Genomic DNA, 19,603 nt, shown 5'->3' on the forward strand with positions numbered 1-19,603 from the left:
AAAGCGCATGCCAAGCCCCGTACCCTCGGGCGTGCTCCTGGGGCAACTCCGCATGACATGTGCCGCGTTGCGCTATAGCGTGGCAGGCCGCTGCTCCAATCTGTGACGCTGGACCAGGATTTGCTAGTCAAGCCTGTTGAGCGAGTCGAAATACGAGAAATGACAGCCCCCCAGGGCTGCAGGAGACAAATGCGATGAAACCCCTTGTGCCTCACGAGCTGCGCAGCTTTGCCCCTGTGCGCGCCACGATGAACAGCGACCTGGTCACCCTGGCCGAACCCCACGAAAGCGTCATTCGCGATTCGCACGATCGCTGCCTGGAGCTGGGCCTCAACCCGCGAGACCACATCGACTACTCGATGGAAACCCTGGCCGATTTCAAGCTGGCCCAGGAGCGCTGCGCCCGGCTGCAGGCCCAGGCCCTGCCGGTGATGGAGATGCTGCTGGAGCAGGTCAGCGGCACCGGCAACATCGTGTGCCTGGCCGACGACAAGGGCACCATCCTGATGTCGGCCGGCCACAGTGGCTCGGTCGATTTCGCTGAACGGGTGGCGCTGCGCCCCGGGGTCAGCTGGTCCGAGGCGGCCAAGGGCACCAATGCGGTCGGCACCGCCCTGGTCACCGAGCGAGACATCTTCGTCCATGCCAACGAGCACTACATCCAGTCCAACCACGTGCTCACCTGCTCGGCTTCGCCCATCATGGACCACTCCGGCGGTGTGATCGGCGTGCTCGATGTGACCGGCGAGCACGGCAGCTTCCACCCCCACACCATGGCCCTGGTGCGGGTCGCGGCCCGCACCATCGAGAACTACTGGTTCTGCGACAACTTCAGCCGCAACCTGCGCCTGCATTTCCATTTCCGGCCCGAGCTGATCGGCACCATGGTCGAGGGCGTGATCGCGCTGGGGGCCGACGGCAAGATCCTCGGCGTCAACCGCGCCGGCCTGCAACTGCTGGGCACCAGCAGCGCGGCGGCCCGCATCCAGGGCGTGCGCGTGGTGTTCGGCATGGACTTCGGCGCCCTCATGGACCGCTTGCGCAGCCACAGCATGGCCCCCTTGCAGATGCGCCTGCCCGATGGCCGCATGCTCTACGCCCGGGCCCAGTGCAACGATGCCTCGCTGGGGCAGCACTTCCACTTCGGCCAGCCTCGCGCCAACGAGGCCCGAGCCCACGCCACGCCCGCCAGCCCGGCCCCGGAGGTCGCGCCCACGCCCGCGAGCTCGCGCGCAGCCACCGCCGCACGCCACGCCCCCGACCTGAACGAGCTGGCCCGCGGCGATGCCCGCCTGGCCCAGGTGGTCGATCAGGTGCGTCGCGTGCTCGACCGCGACATCCCGATCCTGATCCTGGGCGAGACCGGCACCGGCAAAGAAGTGCTGGCCTCGGCCCTGCACGGTGCCAGCCAGCGCAAGGACCAGGCCTTTGTGGCCGTGAACTGCGCCTCCATCCCCGAAACCCTGATCGAGTCCGAGCTGTTCGGCTACGAGGAAGGCGCCTTCACCGGCGCCAAGCGACGCGGCTCGGCGGGCAAGCTGCTGCAGGCCCACGGCGGTACCCTGTTCCTCGACGAGATCGGCGACATGCCGCTGTCGCTGCAGGCCCGCCTGCTGCGCGTGCTGCAAGAACGCAAAGTGGTGCCGCTGGGCGGGCAGAAGGCCCATGACGTGGACATCAACCTGGTCTGCGCCACCCACCGCAATCTGCGCGAAATGATCGAGCGCGGCGAGTTTCGCGAAGACCTTTACTACCGCATCAACGGCCTGGCCGTCCGCCTGCCCCGCCTGAGCGAGCGCACCGACCTGCGCGCGGTGTGCCGGCGGCTGATCAGCCAGCTCTCGCCCCAACACCCGCTGGGCATCAGCGAAGAACTGCTGGCCGAGTTCGAGGCCCATGCCTGGCCCGGCAACCTGCGCCAGCTGCACAACGTGCTGCGCACCGCCTGCGTGATGGCCGGCACCGACCGCGAGATCACCCGGGTGCACCTGCCCATGGACTTCCTGGAAGACCTGAGCAGCGCCCGCAGCCAGCGCCAGCCCGCCCAGGCCGCCACCGCCGCCCCAAGCCTGCCGACCCAGGCCGCCGGCGGCAGCGAAACGGCCTCGCTGGGCGATGTGTTGCACGAGCTCAAGCTCAGCACTATCCGCCAGACCCTGGCCGCCTGCAACGGCAATGTCACCGAAGCCGCCAAGCGGCTCAACATCAGCCGCAACACCATCTACCGCAAGCTCAAGGCCGTGGGCGACCGACCCGCCTGAGCCCCAGCCCCCCCCCGGGAAAACCAGGGCCGGCCGTGACACCGATGGCGCACCGGTGTCACACCTCGGATCTGCAACACCGTTGCAGGACACCACACGACAGGGACCGCGCGCCCCGGCACGCCCGAATCGCCCCTGTTCTGGGCTGACACAGTGCCCCTGAGGGCACCGCCCCCCCTGTAAACCCCTAGCGAGGCACCTGACAACCCATTTCGGCACGGGCTTTGCAGAACCACGGCATCGGCGATCCGCCTGTTCCGACCCTCACCCTGCCATGCTCTCCGTGCGCCACCTCAGCAAAAGCTACGGCTCCCGCCAGGCCCTCGACCAACTCGGGCTGACGCTGGCCCGCGGCCAGTTCTGCGTGCTGCTGGGGCCCAATGGCGCGGGCAAGTCGACCCTGTTCCAGCTGCTCACCGGCCTGTTCATGCCCGACGGCGGCGACATCGAAGTCGATGGCCTGAACCTGCGCCATGCCGCCACCCGCGCGCTGGCACGCATCGGCGTGGTGTTTCAACAGCAATCGCTCGACCTGGACCTGAGCGTGCGCCAGAACCTGCTGTTCCATGGCGACCTGCATGGGCTGCCGCGCGCCCTGTGCCGCGAACGCATCGCCAGCGATGCCGCCGGCCTGGGCCTGGACAAAGACCTGGACCGCCCGGTGCGCGAGCTCTCGGGCGGCACCCGGCGCAAGGTCGAGCTGGTGCGCGCCCTGCTGCACCGCCCCGGCCTGCTGCTGATGGACGAGGCCACCGTGGGCCTGGACCCCCCTTCACGCCACGACCTGCTGCGCACCGTGCGCCAGGACGTGGCCCAACGCGGCACCTGCGTGCTGTGGGCCACCCACTGGGTCGAGGAAGCCGCCCAGGCCGACCGCGTGCTGGTGCTGCACCAGGGCCGGCTGGTGGCCGACGGCAGTCCGGCCGAAGTCACCCAGGCCCTGGGCGCCGACACCCTGGAGGCCGGCTTCATCCGGCGCACCGCCGCCCGCGGCTGAACGCCGCCCTGCCCTCTGCCACTGGAACGCCATGCCCCACTCTCTGCCCTCCTCCACCCGCTGGCTTGCGGCCCTGGCCCTGGCCATGCCCCTGGCCGGCCTGCTGCACGGCGCCGCCCTCGCCCAGACCCTGGCCCTGGTGTCCAGCGAAAAGGACAACGCCATCACGGTGATCCGCCTGGCCGACCTGCAGCTGCAAGCGCCCATCCCGACCTGCAAGCGCCCGCGCCACATGCAGCTCAGCGCCAACCGGCAGCAACTGCTGGTGGCCTGCAGCGACAGTGCTGCGGCCGATGTGATCGACATGCGCAGCCTCAAGTCGGTGGAGCATGTTCCCTTGAGCGACAGCCCCGAGATCTTCGACCTCTCGCCTGACGGGCGCACTTTCTACGTATCCAACGAGGACGATGCCGCCCTCAGCATCGTCGACCTGGCCAGCCGCAAGCTCGTGGCCAGCGTGCCGGTGGGCCGTGAACCCGAGGGCGTGAAGGTCTCGGCCGACGGCAAGACCGTGTACGTCGCCTCCGAGGTGGCCAACAGCGTGCACGTGATCGACACCGCCAGCCGAAAGCTCGTCAAGACCCTTGCCGTGGGCCAACGCCCACGCCGCATGGCCTTGACCCCGGACGGCAAGGAGCTGTGGGTCACCAACGAGCTGGGCGCCAGCATCAGCATCATTTCGACGACCGAGCAAAAGCTCATCCACACCCTGACGCTGGACCTGAAAGGCGCCCGCGCCAGCGACATCACCCCGGTGGGCCTGCTGATCAGCCATGACGGCCAACGCGCCTTCGTGGCCATGGGGCGGGCCAACCATGTGGCCTTCATCGATGTGGCCAGCCGCCAGATCACCGAGCGCGTGCTGGTGGGCCGGCGCGCCTGGGGCCTGGCCCTGAGCCAGGACGAATCCCGCCTGTACGTGGTCAACGGCTTGTCGGACGACCTCACCGTGGTCGACGTGCAGGCGGCCCGGGCCCTCAAAAGCGTGCCCGTTGGGCGCGTGCCCCACACCGTGGTGCTGTACTGATGAGCACCGCCCGCACCTTGCACCGCCCGCTGCTGGCGATCGCCCTGGGCCTGGTCGCCACGGCCAGCCAGGCCGCGGCCTGGAACCTCATGCTGATCGAACAGGCCGACCCGCCTGCCTGGCAGCGCCAGCCCCTCGAACGTGCCTACCCCGGCCACAGCGGCGGCTCACTCAAGGCCGCGATTGCCCTCGGCCTGGAAGACGCCCAGTTTGAAACCCAGGCCGCCCAGACCACGCTCAAGCTGCAGACCGACGCCAGCCCCAGCCTGGAGGCCGCCCGCGAGGCCGCCCGCAAGGCCGAGAAGGCCGGCGCCCAGGCCCTGCTGCTGGACCTGCCCGCCGACTGGGTGCGCGCCGTGGCGGGGGTGGTCAAGCTGCCGGTGCTCAACCTCGGCGCGCGCGACCAGGCCCTGCGCGAACGCGACTGCCAACCCCAGCTGTTCCACCTGATTGCCAGCGAACGCATGCGTGCCGACGCCCTGGCCCAGGCCCTGGCCAGCCGCAAATGGAGCCAGGTGCTGCTGCTCAGCGGCAACGCCCCCGACGACGCGGTGCGCAGCGAGGTCGCCCAGCAGGCGATCCAGCGCTACGGCCTCAAGCTGGTGGCGCAGCGCCCCTTCAAACTCTCCACCGACCCGCGGGAGCGACAGCTCGCCAACCCCTTGCTGCTGACCGGCGGCCTGGCCTACGACGTGGTCTGGGTGGTGGACAGCGACGGCGAGTTCGCCCGCGGCCTGCCCTTCAACACGGCCAGCCCGCGCCCGGTGGTCGGCGACGGCGGCGTGGTGGCCCTGGAATGGCAGGCCCAATACGAACGCTATGGCGCGCCGCAACTGTCGCGCCGCTTTCAGAAAGCCACCGGGCGGGCCATGCAAGCCACCGACTGGGCCGGCTGGGTGGCGGGCCGCGCCCTGGCCAATGCGGCGCTCACCGTGCGCCAGGCCGATCCCCAGGCCCTGCGCCAGGCCCTGGGCACGGTCAGTGTGGACGGCGCCAAGGGCGTGGCCCTGCAGTTTCGCCCCTGGGACCGCCAACTGCGCCAACCGCTGCTGCTCAGCGATGGTCAGGGGGTGCAGGCCCAGGCCCCGGCCGAAGGCGTGCTGCACCCGCGCAATGTGCTGGACACCCTGGGCGCCGACGAGCCCGAGAAACGCTGCAAGGGGCAGCCATGAACCTGTCACTGCGCCACCTTCTGCAGGCCATGCGCGCCATCGTCTGGCGCGAGCTGCTCAAGTTCTCGCGCCAGCGCGGGCGCCTGGCCTCGGCCCTGGTGCGACCGCTGCTGTGGCTGGCGGTGTTTGCCGCAGGCTTTCGCAATGTGTTCGGCGTCTCCATCGTCGAGCCCTACTCCACCTACATCCCCTACGACGTCTACATCGCCCCGGGCCTGATCGGGATGGTGATGCTGTTCAACGGCATGCAGTCCTCGCTGGCCATGGTCTATGACCGCGAGATGGGCCTGATGCGCCTGCTGCTGGTGGCCCCGCTGCCGCGTTGGTGGGTGCTGGCCTGCAAGCTGGCCGCCACCGCGGCGCTGTCGCTGCTGCAGGCCCTGTGCTTTGTGCTGATCGCCTGGGCCCTGGGCACCCCGCTGCCGCTGTGGGGCCCGCAACTGCCGGCCGTGCTGCTGGCCAGCACCAGCGCCGCCCTGATGCTGGGCGCGCTGGGCCTGCTGCTGAGCGTGCACATCAAGCAGCTGGAGAACTTCGCCGGCACCATGAACTTCGTCATCTTTCCGATGTACTTCATGTCCACCGCCCTGTACCCCCTGTGGAAGCTGCAGGAGTCAGGCGCCGAATGGGTGTACCAGGTGGCGCGCTTCAACCCCTTCACCCACGCGGTGGAATGGATCCGCTTCGCCTTCTACGGGCAGGACGCGGGCGCCTCGCCCTGGGTGGTGCTGGGCACGGGCGCGCTGTGCTTTGTGCTGGCCTGCTGGGGCTACGACCCGCAGCGCGGCTTCGGCGCGCTCAGCAAGCGCGGGGGTGGTGCATGAGCCCGTGGCGCCCCCTGCGCCGCGGCCCGGCCATGGTCGAGCCGCTGTGGCTTGAATGGCTGGCCCTGGGCGGGCTGCTGGTGTTCGGCACCTGGCTGCTCGGTGTGCGCGGTGTGTGGGCCCTGCTGCTGCATGCCGACCCCACCGGCCTGACCCTGATCATCGTGGCCGTGTTTGCCTGCAGCACCGCCTGGTGCGGCAGCCGCGCCAGGGCCTTGCAGGCCCAGCGCCAGGCCCTGGAGGCCAGCCTGCGCCCCGGCAGCACCGGCCAGGGCTGGGCCCATGAGTACTGGCAGGCCAGCCGTCAACCCGGCGGCGATGCCGCCACGGCGCTGGAAGTGCTGCTGGAGCACAGCCACGGCCCGCACGGCACGGCCTGGTGGGTCAATGGCATCCAGCTCAAGCTGGGCTTGCTGGGCAAGGTGATCGGCTTTTGCATCCTGGCCCTGAACATCGGCCAGCTGCAGAGCCTGGACGCCAGCCAGTCCAGCGAGCTGCTGAAAAGCCTGACCACCGGCCTGGGCGTGGCCCTGCTGACCACCATGGTGGGCCTGGTCGCCAACATCGTGCTGGGCCTGCAGCTGACGCGGCTGGACCGCTATGCCGATCGCCTGGTGGCCGATTGCCAGCGACACGGGCTGACCCTGGGCCAGGCGGCGGCCCCATGAGCCAGCGCCACCGGCGCCAAGCGCGCGAACACGAGGTCGACCCCTTCTACGACATGTTGTTCAACATGCTGATCGCCTTCGTGTTCTGCTTTCTGATCGCGCTGCTGGTGATGAACCCCAAGGCCTTGAAGGCCGGCGACATCCCGTCCAAGGCCGAGTACGTGATCACCGTGTCCTGGCCCGACCTGAACCCCAACGACCTCGACACCTGGGTGCAGGACCCGGGCGGCAAGCTGGTCTGGTTCCGCAACCGGGAGGCCGGCCTGATGCACCTGGACCGCGACGACCGAGGCATGTCCAACGACGTCATCACCGTCAATGGCCGCCAGGTGGTCAACCCCCTGAACCAGGAGGTGGTCACCCTGCGCGGCATCGCCCCGGGCGAGTACACGGTCAACCTGCAGTACTACGAGACCCGCAACGGCCAGCCGGTGGATGCCACCGTCTCGGTGCTCAAGGTCAACCCGCGCGCCGAGGTGGTGTTCTACGGCACCCTGAAGCTCATGCGCCCCGGCGACGAGGTCACCGCCGTGCGCTTCACGCTGCTGCCCGACGGCAGCGTGGCCCACATCAACAACCTGCCCAAGACCCTGGTGGAACGCCTATGACCCTCGCCATCGAACTCGGCGCCGCCGTGCTGGCCCTGTTGTGTGCCCTGGCCCTGCTTTGGTCGCACTGGCCGGCCTGGCTCAAGGCCGCGCTGCTGCTGGGTGTGACCGTCTTCTACTTCTTCGCCCACGACGAGGTGAACAACATCGCCGGCTGGCCCAGCCCCAACCGGCTGCCCGAGCGCTTCCAGCTGCTGGCCGCGGTGATCGAAGAGCCCACCCAGCGCAACCCCGGCGCCCTTTACCTGTGGGTGAACGCGGTCGAAAACGGCCACCCCCTGCCCCAGCCCCGCGCCTACCGCCTGCCCTACACCAAGGACCTGCACGCCCTGCTCAACGACTCGCTTAAAAAGGTGCGTGAAGGCGTGAGCCAGCTCGGCACGCTGGAGCCACAACGCGGCCGCCCCGGCCTGTCGTGGCTGCGCCCGGGCAGCGACGAGCAGGTGGTGAAGCTGCGCGACATGCCCAAGCCGCAGTTGCCGGAGAAGTGAGCCATGTCGCTGCACCGCGCTCCCGCCTGGCTGATCTGCTGCGCCCTGGTCCTGCCCATGCTGCTGGCAGGCTGCAGCCGCACGCCCGCAAGCCAGGACTTCTTTCCCCTGGAAAGCGGCCGCCATTGGACCTACACCGAAACCACCGAACGCGACAACGGCCAGCGCACGCAACGCAGCCTGCGCCTGGACAACCTGGGGCAGGAAACCCTGGACGACGCCCCCACCTGGCACCGCCACAGCGACGACGGCATGCACTACTGGCTGCGCAGTGACGACAGCGGCGTCTACCGGGTGGCCAGCCGCTTCGACCTCGATGAGTTCTACGCACCCGACGCCAGCCGGCGCTATGTGCTCAAGCAGCCGCTGAGCGTGGGCACCAGTTGGCAAGCCGACACCGCCCCCTATCTGCTGGAGCGGGCCCAGCAGTTTCCGCCCGAGATCCGCCACACGCACCCGGCCGTGCCCATGGTCTACCGCATTGAGGCCACCGACGAGGCCGTGGACACGGCGGCCGGCCGATTCGAGCACTGCCTGCGCGTGCAGGGCGTGGCCGCGCTGCACCTGTATGTGGATGCCGCCTCGGGCTGGAAAGACCTGCCCCTGATCACCCGCGAGTGGTACTGCCCCGGCGTCGGCCTGGTGCGCCTGAGCCGCGACGAACACACCGCCTCCAGCTTTGTCACCGGCGGCACCCTGACCCTGGACCTGCAATCATGGCCATGAGCCCCGCCCCCGCCCCCAGCGCCTTCTCTCGCCGCCAAGCCTTGCTGGCGGCGCTGTGCCCCCTGCTGGCCAGCCAGCCCGCTCAGGCCCAGCCCGGCAACCCCGGCGTGATCACGCTGTACGTGCCCTGGCCCGCCGGCGGCGCCACCGATGTCACGCTGCGCATGCTGGCCGAGCTGGCGGGCCAGCAACTGGGCCAGAAGATCATCATCGAGAACCGGCCCGGTGCGGGCGGCAGCCTGGCCATGCCCCTGCTGCAACAGGCGGCCCCCGACGGCAGCGTGCTGGCCCAGATGCCGCAGCCGGTCTTCCGCATCCCCTTTCTGCAGAAAGTGGCCTGGGACCCGATTCGCGACACCACGCCCTTGATCCAGATCAGCGGGGTCACCTTCGGCATCCTGGTGGCCAGCCACAGCCCGCTGCGCCACCTGGGCGACCTGCTCGACTTTGCGCGCAACCACCCGGGCGAACTCTCGGTGGCCACCAATGGCAACGGCACCACGCCCCATGTCGTGATGGAAGAGCTGCTGACCGAACAGGGCCTGCGCTACATCCACGTGCCCTACAAGGGCACGGCCGAGCAGATGCTGGCCGTGGCCGCCGGCCAGGTGATGGTGGGCGTCAATTCGAACGGCTTCGCGCCCTATGTGGACAGCGGGCGCCTGCGCCTGCTGGTGACCTTTGGCGACACCCGCACCCGACGCTGGCCCCAGGTGCCCACCCTCAAAGAGCTGGGCTACCCCATCGTGGCCACCTCGCCCTACGGCCTGGTGGGGCCGCGTGGCATGGCGCCCGAGCTGGTGCAACGCCTGCACGCGGCCTTCAAGGCCGCGCTGTTCCACCCCCGCCACCTGGCCGAGCTGGCCAAGTACGACCAAGAGCCCGCCTACCTGGGGCCGGCCGACTACGGCCGGGCCATGGCCCAGGCCTATGCCCTGGAGCGCCGCCAGGCCGAGCGCCAGGGCCTGATCGCCCCCAACGCCTGAGGAGGTCCGGGATGCCCAACGACAAACCATCCGTGCACCGCGGACCACCGTGGCGGCGTGACCTGCTGGGCATGGGCGCCTGCGTGCTGCTGGGCTGGGTCGCCTCGGTGCAAGGCAACTGGTTCGAGCATTTCTCGCGCTTTGCCGAACGCCACGAACGCTGGCAGCTCGACGAATGGCCGCTCGGCCTGCTGCTGCTGTCGCTGGGCCTGGTGTGGTTTGCCGCACGGCGCCTGCGCGAACTGCAGGCCATGCTGGCCGAGCGTGAGGCGGCTGAGCAGCGCATTGCCGAATTGCTGACCCACAACCAGCACCTGGCACGCCAGTTGATCCGGGTGCAGGAGGCCGAGCGGCGCAGCATCGCGCGCGAACTGCACGACGAGTTCGGCCAGGGCTGCACGGCCATCCGCATCGAGGCCCGATTGCTCAACCGCCCCGAAGCACCGGAGGCCGTGCGCCAGGGCGCGCAGCGCATCGCCCGCAGCGCAGAGCACCTGTACGGCCTGGTGCGTGAACTGTTGGTGCGCCTGCGCCCGCACAGCCTGGACAGCCTGGGCCTGGAGGCCGCCCTGCACGAGCTGTGCGAGGGCTGGGAAGCGCAGACCGGCCTGGCCTGCCGGCTGCAGACCCAACTGCCCGAACAGCCGCTGGACGATGCCGTGGCCGTGACCCTGTTCCGCCTGGTGCAGGAGGGCCTGACCAACATCGCCCGCCATGCCGGGGCCGACGAAGCCTGCGTGCACCTGCAGGCCGCCCAGTGGCCCGACCAGCCCTTGCAGCTGCAGATCGAAGACAACGGCTGCGGCCTGCCCGGCGCGGCCAACGATGAAGACTCGGCCCCGCCCCGCACGGGCTTCGGCCTGGCCGGCATGCGCGAACGCGTGGCCGCCCTGCACGGCCAGTTGCAGTTCGACAGCGCGGCCATGGGCGGACTGCGCATCCACGTCACCCTGCCCGCGGAGCACGCCGCATGATCCGCATCCTGCTCATCGACGACCACCCCGTGGTGCGTGCCGGCTACCGCCGCCTGCTGGAGCAGGAAAGCGATCTGCGGGTGGTCGCCGAATGCGCCGACGCCGACAGCGGCTACGCCGCCTTTGTGCGCGAGCAACCCGACCTCAGCATCACCGACCTCTCGCTGCCCGGCGCCAGCGGGCTGGATGCGCTGCGCCGCATGCGGGCCCGCCAGCCCGATGCCTGCGTGCTGGTGTTCAGCATGCACGACTCGCCCCACGTGGTGCGACGCGCCTTGCAGGAAGGGGCGCGCGGCTTTGTCAGCAAGAACGCTGAGCCCGAGAGCCTGATCGCTGCGGTGCGCACACTGCGCCAGGGCCAGCGCTACCTGAGCCCCGACCTGCCGGCCAGCCTGCTGCGCGAGGCCGCGCCCTGCGATGACCAGCTCGCCAGCCTGAGCCCGCGCGAGTTCAGCGTGTTCCGCCTGCTGGCCGAAGGGCGCAGCGCTGCGGAATGCGCCGAGCTGCTCAAGCTCAGCCCCAAGACCGTGGCCAATGTGCAGACCCTGGTGAAAGAAAAGCTGCAGGTCAGCACCTCGGCCGCGCTGGTGCACCTGGCGCTGCGGCAGGGCCTGATCCCTGGCGCCATGACGGCCAGCGCCGTCTGAGGCCCGGGGTGCAGCGCGGGAATTTTTCCCTGGGCTGCCAGCGTGCACGGCGCTAACTTTCAGCACTGGAGACAACCCGCTTGGCGCCCGCCGTTTTCCATGAGGCGAGCGACCCAGGCCCCCACCAAGAGACCCACCGTGAACACCCAGTGCCTGCCCCAACGCCCCCTTCCTGCCGCTCGCCCCCTGCGCCTGCGTGTGCTGACTTCGGCCCTGTGCGCCCTCGGCTTTCAATCGCTGGCCTGGGCCGCCGACACCTTGGAGCTGGCCCAGCTGAGCACCGTCGATGTGGTGGGCAGCACCCCCATCGACGGCGTCGGGGTGCCCTTGGCCCAATTTCCAGCCAATGCCCAGAAGGTCACCGCCCAGGAGGCCGCAGCCCAGGACGCAAGCAACCTGGCCGAGCTGCTCAACAACAGCCTGGGCTCGGTCAGCGTGAGCAATGGCAGCGGCAGCCCCTACCAGAACGATGTGAACTACCGCGGCTTCCAGGCCTCGTCCCTGCTGGGGGCGCCGGTGGGCCTGTCGGTCTACTTTGACGGCGTGCGCATGAACGAGCCCTTCGGCTCCATCGTCAACTGGGACCTGATCCCCATGAACGCCATCGCGGGCGTGGACGTGCTGCCGGGCTCCAACCCCCTGTTCGGGCTCAATACCCTGGGCGGGGCCCTGGTGGTGAACACCAAGAACGGCCAGGACAACGCGGGCACCTCCCTCACGGCCCTGGCCGGCTCGTTCCAGCGCAAGGCCCTGCGTTTTGAGACCGGCTGGGCCGACGCGGCCTTGGGCACCGACCACTTCATCGCCGGCAACTGGGACCAGCAGGCCGGCTTTCGCAGCCACTCCAGCTCAGAGGTGCGCCAGCTGTTCGGCAAGACCCGCTGGCGCGGCAACGGCGGCAAGACGCGCCTGGAGCTGTCGCTGACCGCGGCCGACACCGTGCTCAATGGCACCCAGGCCCTGCCCATGGACATGATGGCCAACCCCGGCGCCGCCTACACCTGGCCCGACAGCACGGCCAACCAGCTGTTCATGGCCAAGCTCAAGGGCAGCCACTGGCTCAGCGATGAGCAGCAGCTCAGTGCTCAGTTCTACCTGCGCCAGGGGCGCAGCCGCAACGTGAACAGCAATGCCGAGCTCGACGACGGCTGCCTCAACGACGATGGCAGCCTGGCCCTGTCGGGGGGCAGCCCCAAATGCGGCAACAAGGCCCCCAACGGCACGGCCACCAATGCCGTCACCTCGGCCGCCGCCCAGGGTTTGGGCTTTGCCCGCTGGAGCAGCAGCATCAACACCAGTGTGGTCGAATCGCTGACCCGGCAGCAGGGCTGGGGCAGCAGCGTGCAGTGGTCCGACTTCCAGCAACGCCTGGGCCGCGACAACACGCTGCAGATCGGTGCCAGCTGGGACAGCGCGCGCATCACCTACGACCAGACCCGCACCCTGGCCCGCCTGGTCGACTACCAGACCGTGGAAACACCCAACCAGACCTACGGCTTCACCGCCGATGGCAAGGCCCCCTCGGCCAGCAACCCCTTGAGCTTCAGTGGATCCAACGTGCTGGGTTCAGTGAACCTGGTCTCCACCACCCACCAGTTCAGCACCTACCTGAGCAACACCTTGCAGGCCAATGAGCGCCTGAGCCTGACGGCCGCCGGCAGCTTCAATGCCACCGTCCTCAACCAGAGCGGCGCCAGCAAGCAGTACCTCAACGACGATGGTGGCTACAGCTGGACCGATGCGGTCAGTGGGGTCAGCTACTACAACCCGGCCTACCTCGGCGCCTACCAATACTCGAACAGCACGGCCAGCGGGGTCAAGGGCTCGGCCAATGGCATCCCGGCCGGGGCCGTGGCGGGCCCCGAATCGCACAGCCTGTATGGCAAGCACCACTACCAGCGCTTCAACCCCTCGTTCGGCTTCAACTACCAGCTGGACCGCAGCACCGGGGTGTTCGGCCAGTACAGCGAAGCGATGCGGGCGCCGACCTCGATCGAACTCTCGTGCGCCGACCCCAAGAGCCCTTGCGCGCTGCCCACCGGTTTCAATGGCGACCCCGACCTGCAGCCCGTGGTGGCCAAGACGGTGGAGCTGGGCGCACGCGGCAGTTTCGGCCCCCAGGGGCACTGGAATGCGGCGGTCTATGACACCCGGCTGAGCAACGACATCCAGTTCATCGCCACCTCCTCCTCGCTGGGGTACTTTGCCAACGTGGGCAACACCGAGCGCCGCGGGCTGGAGCTGGGCGCGCAGACCCGCCTCAAAGACCTGTCCCTGTCGGCCAACTATGGCTGGGTCGACGCCAGCTACCGCTCCGCCTTCACCACGGCCAGCGGCCAGAACGTGGTCAGCGGCAACCGGATCCCGGGCATCGCCCGCCAGACCCTGAAGCTGCGCGCCGCCTGGCAGGCCAGCCCCAGCCTGCTGCTGGGCAGCCAGCTGATCCTGGCCGGCGCGCAGATCGCCCACGGCAATGAAAGCAACCAGACCCCGGGCGGCACGGTGCCGGGCTACGGCGTGCTCAACCTCGACGCCCACTGGCGCCTGAGCCCGGAGCTGCAACTCAACGCCCAGCTCAGCAACGCCCTGAACAAGCCCTACGCCACCTACGGCATGTCGGGCCTGCGCAGCGTCTACACCCTGGCCAGCCAGCAGTTCATTACCCCGGCCGCACCGCGCGCCCTGTGGGTGAGCTTGACGTATACCTTTGGGGGCGGCGCCAAAAAGTGACGGTCAGAGCGATGCCACGGTGAACGCAACCAGGCATCGACGGCACCAGCGCAGGATCACACCTGCACCAATCCCGGCGTGGCCTGCCAGCGACCGGCCTTGTCGACCACCAGCACGTCCACCTCCCACTGCGGGGCCAGTTGCAGGGCGCCTTCGAAACCGGCCACGAACATCACCTTGGTCAGGGCGTCGGCCAGCGCACACGACGAGGCCGCCACGGTGACGGCGGCCAGCCCGGTGGGCGAGTAACCGGTGTGGGGGTCGAAGATGTGGTGGTGCCGGCGGTCGGCGCTGAAGGTGGTCTGGTTGTCGGCCGAGGTAGCGATGCAACGCCCCCCCAGGGCCAGCCGGGTCAGCATGGCGCTTTCGTCGCGCGGGTTGGCGATGCCCAGCACCCAGCTGCGCTGCGCATTGGGCCGGCCCAGCGCGGCCCACTCGCCGGTGTTGATCAGCGCATGCTCGATGCCGTGCTCGCGCAAGGTGGCACGCACCCGGTCGGCCGCGTAGCCCTGGGCAATGCCGTTGAGCGTGACGGCCATGCCCGGCACGCCCAGGCTGATCTGCCGCGGGTCCAGCTGCAACTGGCGCCAGTCGACCTTGGCACGCGCCTCCGACACCGCCTGGGTGCTGGGCAACTGGCCCTCGCGGCCGGCCGCCTCGAAGGCCTCCCACAGAGGCTGCACCGTCACATCGAAACTGCCCTGGCTGCGCGCCGACACCTGCTGGGCCAGCTGCAGCACTTGCAGCAGGTCGGGATCGGGCTGGCGCAAACGCCCGCTGCGGTTCAGGCGGCGCAGCGCGCTGTCGGGCTGGAACAGGCTCATCTGCGATTCGATGTGGCGCAGCGTGGCCACCGCCGCGTCCAGCGCGGCTTCGGCCATCACGGCCTCGCGGTGTGCCACCCGCAGCGAGAGCACCGTGCCCAGCGCCACCATCGAGCGGTCGCGCCAGACCAGCCCCTCCAGGGCCAGGTCGCTGGCAAAGCGGCGCGGCGCCCGCCGCTCGGTGCCAAAGGCCCGGCCCAACATGCCGGTGGCCCCCAGCCCCAGGCTGGTCTGCAAGAAAACGCGCTTGTTCATGTTGTCTCCTCCTGAATCGGGATCGGCTGCAGCGGGATCACCCGGGCGCTGCCCGCCTGGCGTTGTTGCTGGATGCGCGGCACACACAGGCTGTCGCTCTCGTAGATCACCACACAGTCCAGGCACTGAAAGCACTCGTCGTAGTCCACCTGGCCTGGGCGCTCGATGGCCTGGTAGGCGCAGTCGCTGCGGCAGCGCTGGCAGGGCTGGCCACACTCGCTGCGCCGGGCGATCCAGTCGAAGCGGCGCAGCCGCCCCAGCCAGACCATGCCCGCCCCCAGCGGGCACAGGTAGCGGCAGTAGCCCTTGTAGAAGAAGGCACTGAAGCCCACCAGCGCCAGTGCCCACAGCACATAGGGCCAGGCCCGCACAAAGTTCAGCGTGATGCTGGTCTTGAAAGGCTCAACCTCCACCAGGCGATCGGTCCAGGTGACCGACAGGCAGGCGCTGATCAGGATGACGATCAGCACCGCGTGCTTGACCCGCTTGAGGCGCCGGTCCCAACGCTCGGGCACCCGGCGCGCGCGCAGGCCCAGCCGACGCGCCAGCTGGCTGCTCAGGTCTTGCAAGGCGCCAAAGGGGCACAGCCAGCCGCAGAAGGTGCCGCGCCCCCACAGCACCAGGCTCACCAGCACAAAGGCCCACAGCGACACCGTCATGGGGTCGTAGAGGAAGAAGTCCAGGCTGCGTCGCGCCAGCAGCGCCTGCAGCAAGGCCGTCAGGTTGACGACGGACAACTGCCCCTGGGCAAACCAGCCGATGAAGCCCAGGGTGAACAGCAGGTAGCCATTGCGGAACCAGCGCTGGCGCTGGGGGTGGCGGCTCAGGCGCTCGGGCCGACTCAGCACCACCGCCAGCACGGCCAGCGCCAGGGCCAGCACCGCCAGCTCCCAGGCGCGGCTGATCCAGATGCTGTGCCAGGTCTTGCTGTCGCTGGCGCTGGCCTCCACGTAGGCCTCGGGCAGGCGCACGCTGAAGTCAAAGCTGCGCCGCACCTTCTCGGGGTAGATGGCGCCCTTGCTGCGCGTGACCTGCAGGCCGAAATCGAGCGGCTGGGCCGGGTCCAGCCCGGCTGCACCGATGACGCGGAACACCCGCCACTCGGCCCCCTGCAAAGACGCCGGCAATCGAAGCTTCAGGTCCAGATCCAGATCGCGCATCTCCAGCGGCAACTTCTGCTGTTGCAGGGTCAGCCGATCCGGCACGGCACCCCGCACAAAATCTTCGCCCAGCATCGAATAGCGCCCGTCGGCCAGCAACAGCAGCGCGTGGTCGCCGGGCTCCAGCAGCCGGTTCAAGGCCTCCCAGCCTGCGGGGGCCAGCAAGTTGCGCCCCACGGCCGGTACGCTGAGCCAGGCAAAGTGCAGGTCGACAAAGCGCTCGTCGGGGCTGGCCAGGGCCTGCGGGTCCTGGCCCTCGCCCACGGTGTCGGCAAAGGCCTGCTCGATGTCGCGGTTGAGAAAGCGCCGGCTGGGCACCAGGCCGGCCTTCTGCAGGCCAGCCCAATCAAGCGGCTGGAACACGCCGGGGCGGATGTGGGCGATCAGATCGGGGTCGCGCCCCTCGCCAAAGCCCAGGCGGGCGCGCGCCACCTTCAGTGAGGCCGACAGCAGCGACTGGTTCAGGATGCGCACCGAGGCCGTGGCCTTGGCCACCCCGTCGATGCTGACGTTGCTGCCCGACCGATCACCCCGGCCCTGCGACGCGCCGATGCGGATGTTCTGCGTCAGCGACAGGCCTTTGTACTGCTCGACAAAGGCATGCATGGGGGCCTCGCCCAGGCCGTCCAGAAACACCGGCTCGTGTTGAGACAACACGCGCACATCCATGAAGCGGCCCTTGGCATCGAGCAGCACCAGCAGGTTGAAGGGCGTACCCGAAAAGCCGGGCAAAGGCGCCAGGTCGATCGACTCGAAGGCATAGGCCACCACGGGGGTGGCGGTGGCGTCCTGTTTGAGGAGGGGCCAGACCGGCAGGTCACTGGCCTTCTCGCCGACGATGAGCGGCGAAGGAAAGGCCTTCTCCATCGCGGCCCGGTCCATCACGCCGGCCTGGGCCAGGCCAGCCAGGGCCCATAGGCACAGGCCGAGCAGCATCGCCCACCCGCCCAGGCACGCCATGCGACCCCGGGTTTTCACGGAGCGGGACGGGCCCACAGCAGCGCTTGTGACACGCGGACGACTGCAACAGTCGCGACAAGGCCATCGATTCATTCTGGTACAGCTCTCCGGGTATTCACGGAGCCCTCGCGGGGCTCGAGTTCACGCTGCACCGCACCTTGCCGGCATCGTTGCAGCCCCTCACCGGTCCAGGCCTTCACCCCTGAGTGAAAGCCCCCGAAAACCCCGCACCGCAAGGGAAAAAATCCCGCATTCCTGGGTCTCGGCCCGACCGGCAATGGGGTTCTTCATTGCAGGTTTCGGGCCTGCGCCCCCCGGGTTTCCACCGAGCCCGAGGGGCTGGCCGCCAGGCCTGAAAAGACTGGTACGCATATTGCGGAGAAGGCCGCCGGGTACATGTCGTTTCACCCAGGATGAGTACAACGAGGAGATCAAGATGAAACTGAAATTGTTGGCCGCTTTGATGGCCGTGGGCATGGGCGTCGGCAACCAGGCAGCGCATGCCGTGGTGACGCAGGAGATGGTGGACAACGCCGCCACAGACACCAAAGAGGTGTTGACCTGGGGCTTGGGCACGGAAGGGCAGCGCTACTCGCCGCTCAAGCAGGTGAACACCGACACGGTGAAGCGCCTGGTGCCGGCCTGGAGCTTCTCCTTCGGGGGCGAAAAACAGCGCGGCCAGGAATCACAGCCGGTGATCCACAACGGCAAGATGTTCGTCACGGCGTCGTACTCGCGCATCTACGCGCTGGACGCCGCCACCGGCCAGAAGCTCTGGAAATACGAGCACCGCCTGCCCGAAGGCATCATGCCCTGCTGCGACGTGGTCAACCGCGGCGCCGCCCTGTTTGACAACCTGGTGATCTTTGCCACGCTGGACGCCCAGCTGGTGGCCCTGAACCAGGACAGCGGCGACGTGGTCTGGAAGGAAAAGATCGACGACTACCACGCCGGCTACTCGGCCACGGCCGCCCCCATCGTGGCCAACGGCTTGCTGCTGACCGGCGTGTCGGGCGGTGAGTTCGGCGTGGTGGGCCGCGTCGAAGCGCGCGACCCCAAGACCGGTCGCCTGGTCTGGACCCGCCCCACCGTGGAAGGCCACATGGGCTACACCTACGACAAGGACGGCAAGGCCATCGAAAACGGCATCTCGGGCGAGACCAACAAAAGCTGGCCCGGCGACCTCTGGAAAACCGGCGGCGCGGCCACCTGGCTGGGCGGCACTTACGACAAGCGCACGGGCCTGGCCTACTTCGGCGCCGGCAACCCCGCGCCCTGGAACAGCCACCTGCGCAAAGGCGACAACCTGTTCTCCAGCTCCACCGTCGCCATCGACGTGAAGACCGGCCAGATCAAGTGGCACTACCAGAACACGCCGAATGACTCCTGGGACTTCGACGGGGTGAACGAGTTCATCACCTTCGACATGGACGGCAAGCGCGTGGGTGGCAAGGCCGACCGCAACGGCTACTTCTATGTGAACGACGCCACCACCGGCAAACTGATCAATGCCTTCCCCTTCGTGCGCAAGACCACCTGGGCCAACGGCATCGACCTGAAGACCGGCCGCCCGAACTTCGTGCCCGAAAACCGCCCGGGCGATCCGACCGCCGGGGCGGACGGCAAGAAGGGCAGCGCCGTGTTCGCTGCCCCAGGCTTCCTGGGCGGCAAGAACCAGATGCCCATGGCCTACAGCCCGGACACCAAGATGTTCTACGTGCCGTCCAACGAATGGGGCATGGAGATCTGGAACGAGCCCATCGCCTACAAGAAGGGCGCCGCCTACCTGGGTGCCGGCTTCACCATCAAGCCACTCAACGAGGACTACATCGGTGCCCTGCGCGCGGTGGACCCGAAGAGCGGCAAGATCGTGTGGGAAGTCAAGAACAACGCCCCGCTGTGGGGTGGCGTGATGACCACCGCCGGCAACCTGGTGTTCTGGGGCACCCCCGAAGGCTTCCTGAAGGCCGCCGATGCCAAGACCGGCAAGGTGGTGTGGCAGTTCCAGACCGGCTCGGGCGTGGTGGCCCCCCCGGTCACCTGGCAGAAGGATGGCCAACAGTACGTGGCCGTGGTCTCGGGCTGGGGCGGCGCCGTGCCGCTGTGGGGTGGCGATGTCGCCAAGCGCGTGAACTTCCTGGAGCAAGGTGGCAGCGTGTGGGTGTTCAAGCTGTCTGACATCAAGTAAGCAGCGCTGACACCGCTGTGGCCTGCGCGGCGGGGGGGGGGGGGGGGGGGGGGGGGGGGGGGGGGGGGGGGGGGGGGGGGGGGGGGGGGGGGGGGGGGGGGGGGG

At 68.9% G+C, this 19,603-nt stretch carries 16 protein-coding genes; 14 read left to right on the forward strand and 2 right to left on the reverse strand.

Annotated features, from left to right (window positions below):
• The first annotated feature begins 194 nt into the window (after window positions 1-194).
• The 13 genes from AC3WUT_RS29250 (at window position 195) to AC3WUT_RS29310 (ending at window position 14,111) form a co-directional block, all read left to right on the forward strand.
• Complete coding sequence (locus tag AC3WUT_RS29250) at window positions 195-2,261, forward strand: sigma-54-dependent Fis family transcriptional regulator (protein WP_492350589.1); 2,067 nt, start codon at window positions 195-197, stop codon at window positions 2,259-2,261.
• A 274-nt stretch (window positions 2,262-2,535) separates the two neighbouring features.
• Window positions 2,536-3,258, forward strand: coding sequence for an ABC transporter ATP-binding protein (locus AC3WUT_RS29255; protein WP_492350590.1), 723 nt, complete (start codon window positions 2,536-2,538; stop codon window positions 3,256-3,258).
• A 31-nt stretch (window positions 3,259-3,289) separates the two neighbouring features.
• Window positions 3,290-4,285, forward strand: coding sequence for a PQQ-dependent catabolism-associated beta-propeller protein (locus AC3WUT_RS29260; RefSeq protein WP_492350591.1), 996 nt, complete (start codon window positions 3,290-3,292; stop codon window positions 4,283-4,285).
• Window positions 4,285-5,457, forward strand: a complete 1,173-nt coding sequence (locus AC3WUT_RS29265) for a type 1 periplasmic-binding domain-containing protein (RefSeq protein WP_492350592.1) — start codon at window positions 4,285-4,287, stop codon at window positions 5,455-5,457. The genes AC3WUT_RS29260 and AC3WUT_RS29265 overlap by 1 nt, the downstream gene beginning before the upstream one ends.
• Window positions 5,454-6,281: an ABC transporter permease gene (locus AC3WUT_RS29270; RefSeq protein WP_492350593.1), complete on the forward strand. Its 828-nt coding sequence runs from the start codon at window positions 5,454-5,456 to the stop codon at window positions 6,279-6,281. Before AC3WUT_RS29265 ends, AC3WUT_RS29270 begins: the two co-directional genes overlap by 4 nt.
• Window positions 6,278-6,949: a MotA/TolQ/ExbB proton channel family protein gene (locus AC3WUT_RS29275; protein WP_492350594.1), complete on the forward strand. Its 672-nt coding sequence runs from the start codon at window positions 6,278-6,280 to the stop codon at window positions 6,947-6,949. Before AC3WUT_RS29270 ends, AC3WUT_RS29275 begins: the two co-directional genes overlap by 4 nt.
• A complete protein-coding gene (locus AC3WUT_RS29280; RefSeq protein WP_492350595.1) occupies window positions 6,946-7,557 on the forward strand; it encodes a DUF2135 domain-containing protein in 612 nt (203 codons plus the stop codon). Before AC3WUT_RS29275 ends, AC3WUT_RS29280 begins: the two co-directional genes overlap by 4 nt.
• Entirely contained in the window at window positions 7,554-8,048 is a 495-nt protein-coding gene (locus AC3WUT_RS29285) for a hypothetical protein (protein WP_492350596.1), read from the forward strand. The genes AC3WUT_RS29280 and AC3WUT_RS29285 overlap by 4 nt, the downstream gene beginning before the upstream one ends.
• A gap of 3 nt (window positions 8,049-8,051) precedes the next feature.
• Entirely contained in the window at window positions 8,052-8,774 is a 723-nt protein-coding gene (locus tag AC3WUT_RS29290) for a hypothetical protein (protein WP_492350597.1), read from the forward strand.
• Window positions 8,771-9,760 (forward strand): tripartite tricarboxylate transporter substrate binding protein, encoded by a 990-nt coding sequence (locus tag AC3WUT_RS29295; RefSeq protein ID WP_492350598.1) that lies wholly within the window; start codon window positions 8,771-8,773, stop codon window positions 9,758-9,760. Before AC3WUT_RS29290 ends, AC3WUT_RS29295 begins: the two co-directional genes overlap by 4 nt.
• 11 nt (window positions 9,761-9,771) lie before the next feature.
• On the forward strand, window positions 9,772-10,734 hold the full coding sequence (locus tag AC3WUT_RS29300; RefSeq protein WP_492350599.1) for a histidine kinase: 963 nt from the start codon (window positions 9,772-9,774) through the stop codon (window positions 10,732-10,734).
• Entirely contained in the window at window positions 10,731-11,381 is a 651-nt protein-coding gene (locus AC3WUT_RS29305) for a response regulator (protein WP_492350600.1), read from the forward strand. The genes AC3WUT_RS29300 and AC3WUT_RS29305 overlap by 4 nt, the downstream gene beginning before the upstream one ends.
• 138 nt (window positions 11,382-11,519) lie before the next feature.
• The gene (locus AC3WUT_RS29310; protein WP_492350601.1) at window positions 11,520-14,111 is read left to right on the forward strand and encodes a TonB-dependent receptor; all 2,592 of its coding nucleotides are present in this window, start codon (window positions 11,520-11,522) and stop codon (window positions 14,109-14,111) included.
• Window positions 14,112-14,167: 56 nt separating this feature from the next.
• On the opposite strand, the gene AC3WUT_RS29315 is transcribed toward AC3WUT_RS29310, so the two are convergent.
• Entirely contained in the window at window positions 14,168-15,190 is a 1,023-nt protein-coding gene (locus tag AC3WUT_RS29315) for an FAD:protein FMN transferase (RefSeq protein WP_492350602.1), read from the reverse strand.
• Window positions 15,187-17,310, reverse strand: coding sequence for a 4Fe-4S binding protein (locus AC3WUT_RS29320; protein ID WP_492350603.1), 2,124 nt, complete (start codon window positions 17,308-17,310; stop codon window positions 15,187-15,189). The genes AC3WUT_RS29315 and AC3WUT_RS29320 overlap by 4 nt, the downstream gene beginning before the upstream one ends.
• Window positions 17,311-17,746: 436 nt before the next feature.
• Here AC3WUT_RS29320 and AC3WUT_RS29325 point away from each other — a divergent pair, with 436 nt between their 5' ends.
• On the forward strand, window positions 17,747-19,498 hold the full coding sequence (locus tag AC3WUT_RS29325; RefSeq protein WP_492350604.1) for a PQQ-dependent methanol/ethanol family dehydrogenase: 1,752 nt from the start codon (window positions 17,747-17,749) through the stop codon (window positions 19,496-19,498).
• Window positions 19,499-19,603 lie beyond the last annotated feature (105 nt).

This window comes from Curvibacter sp. EU05-FHT14A10, from assembly GCF_058791075.1.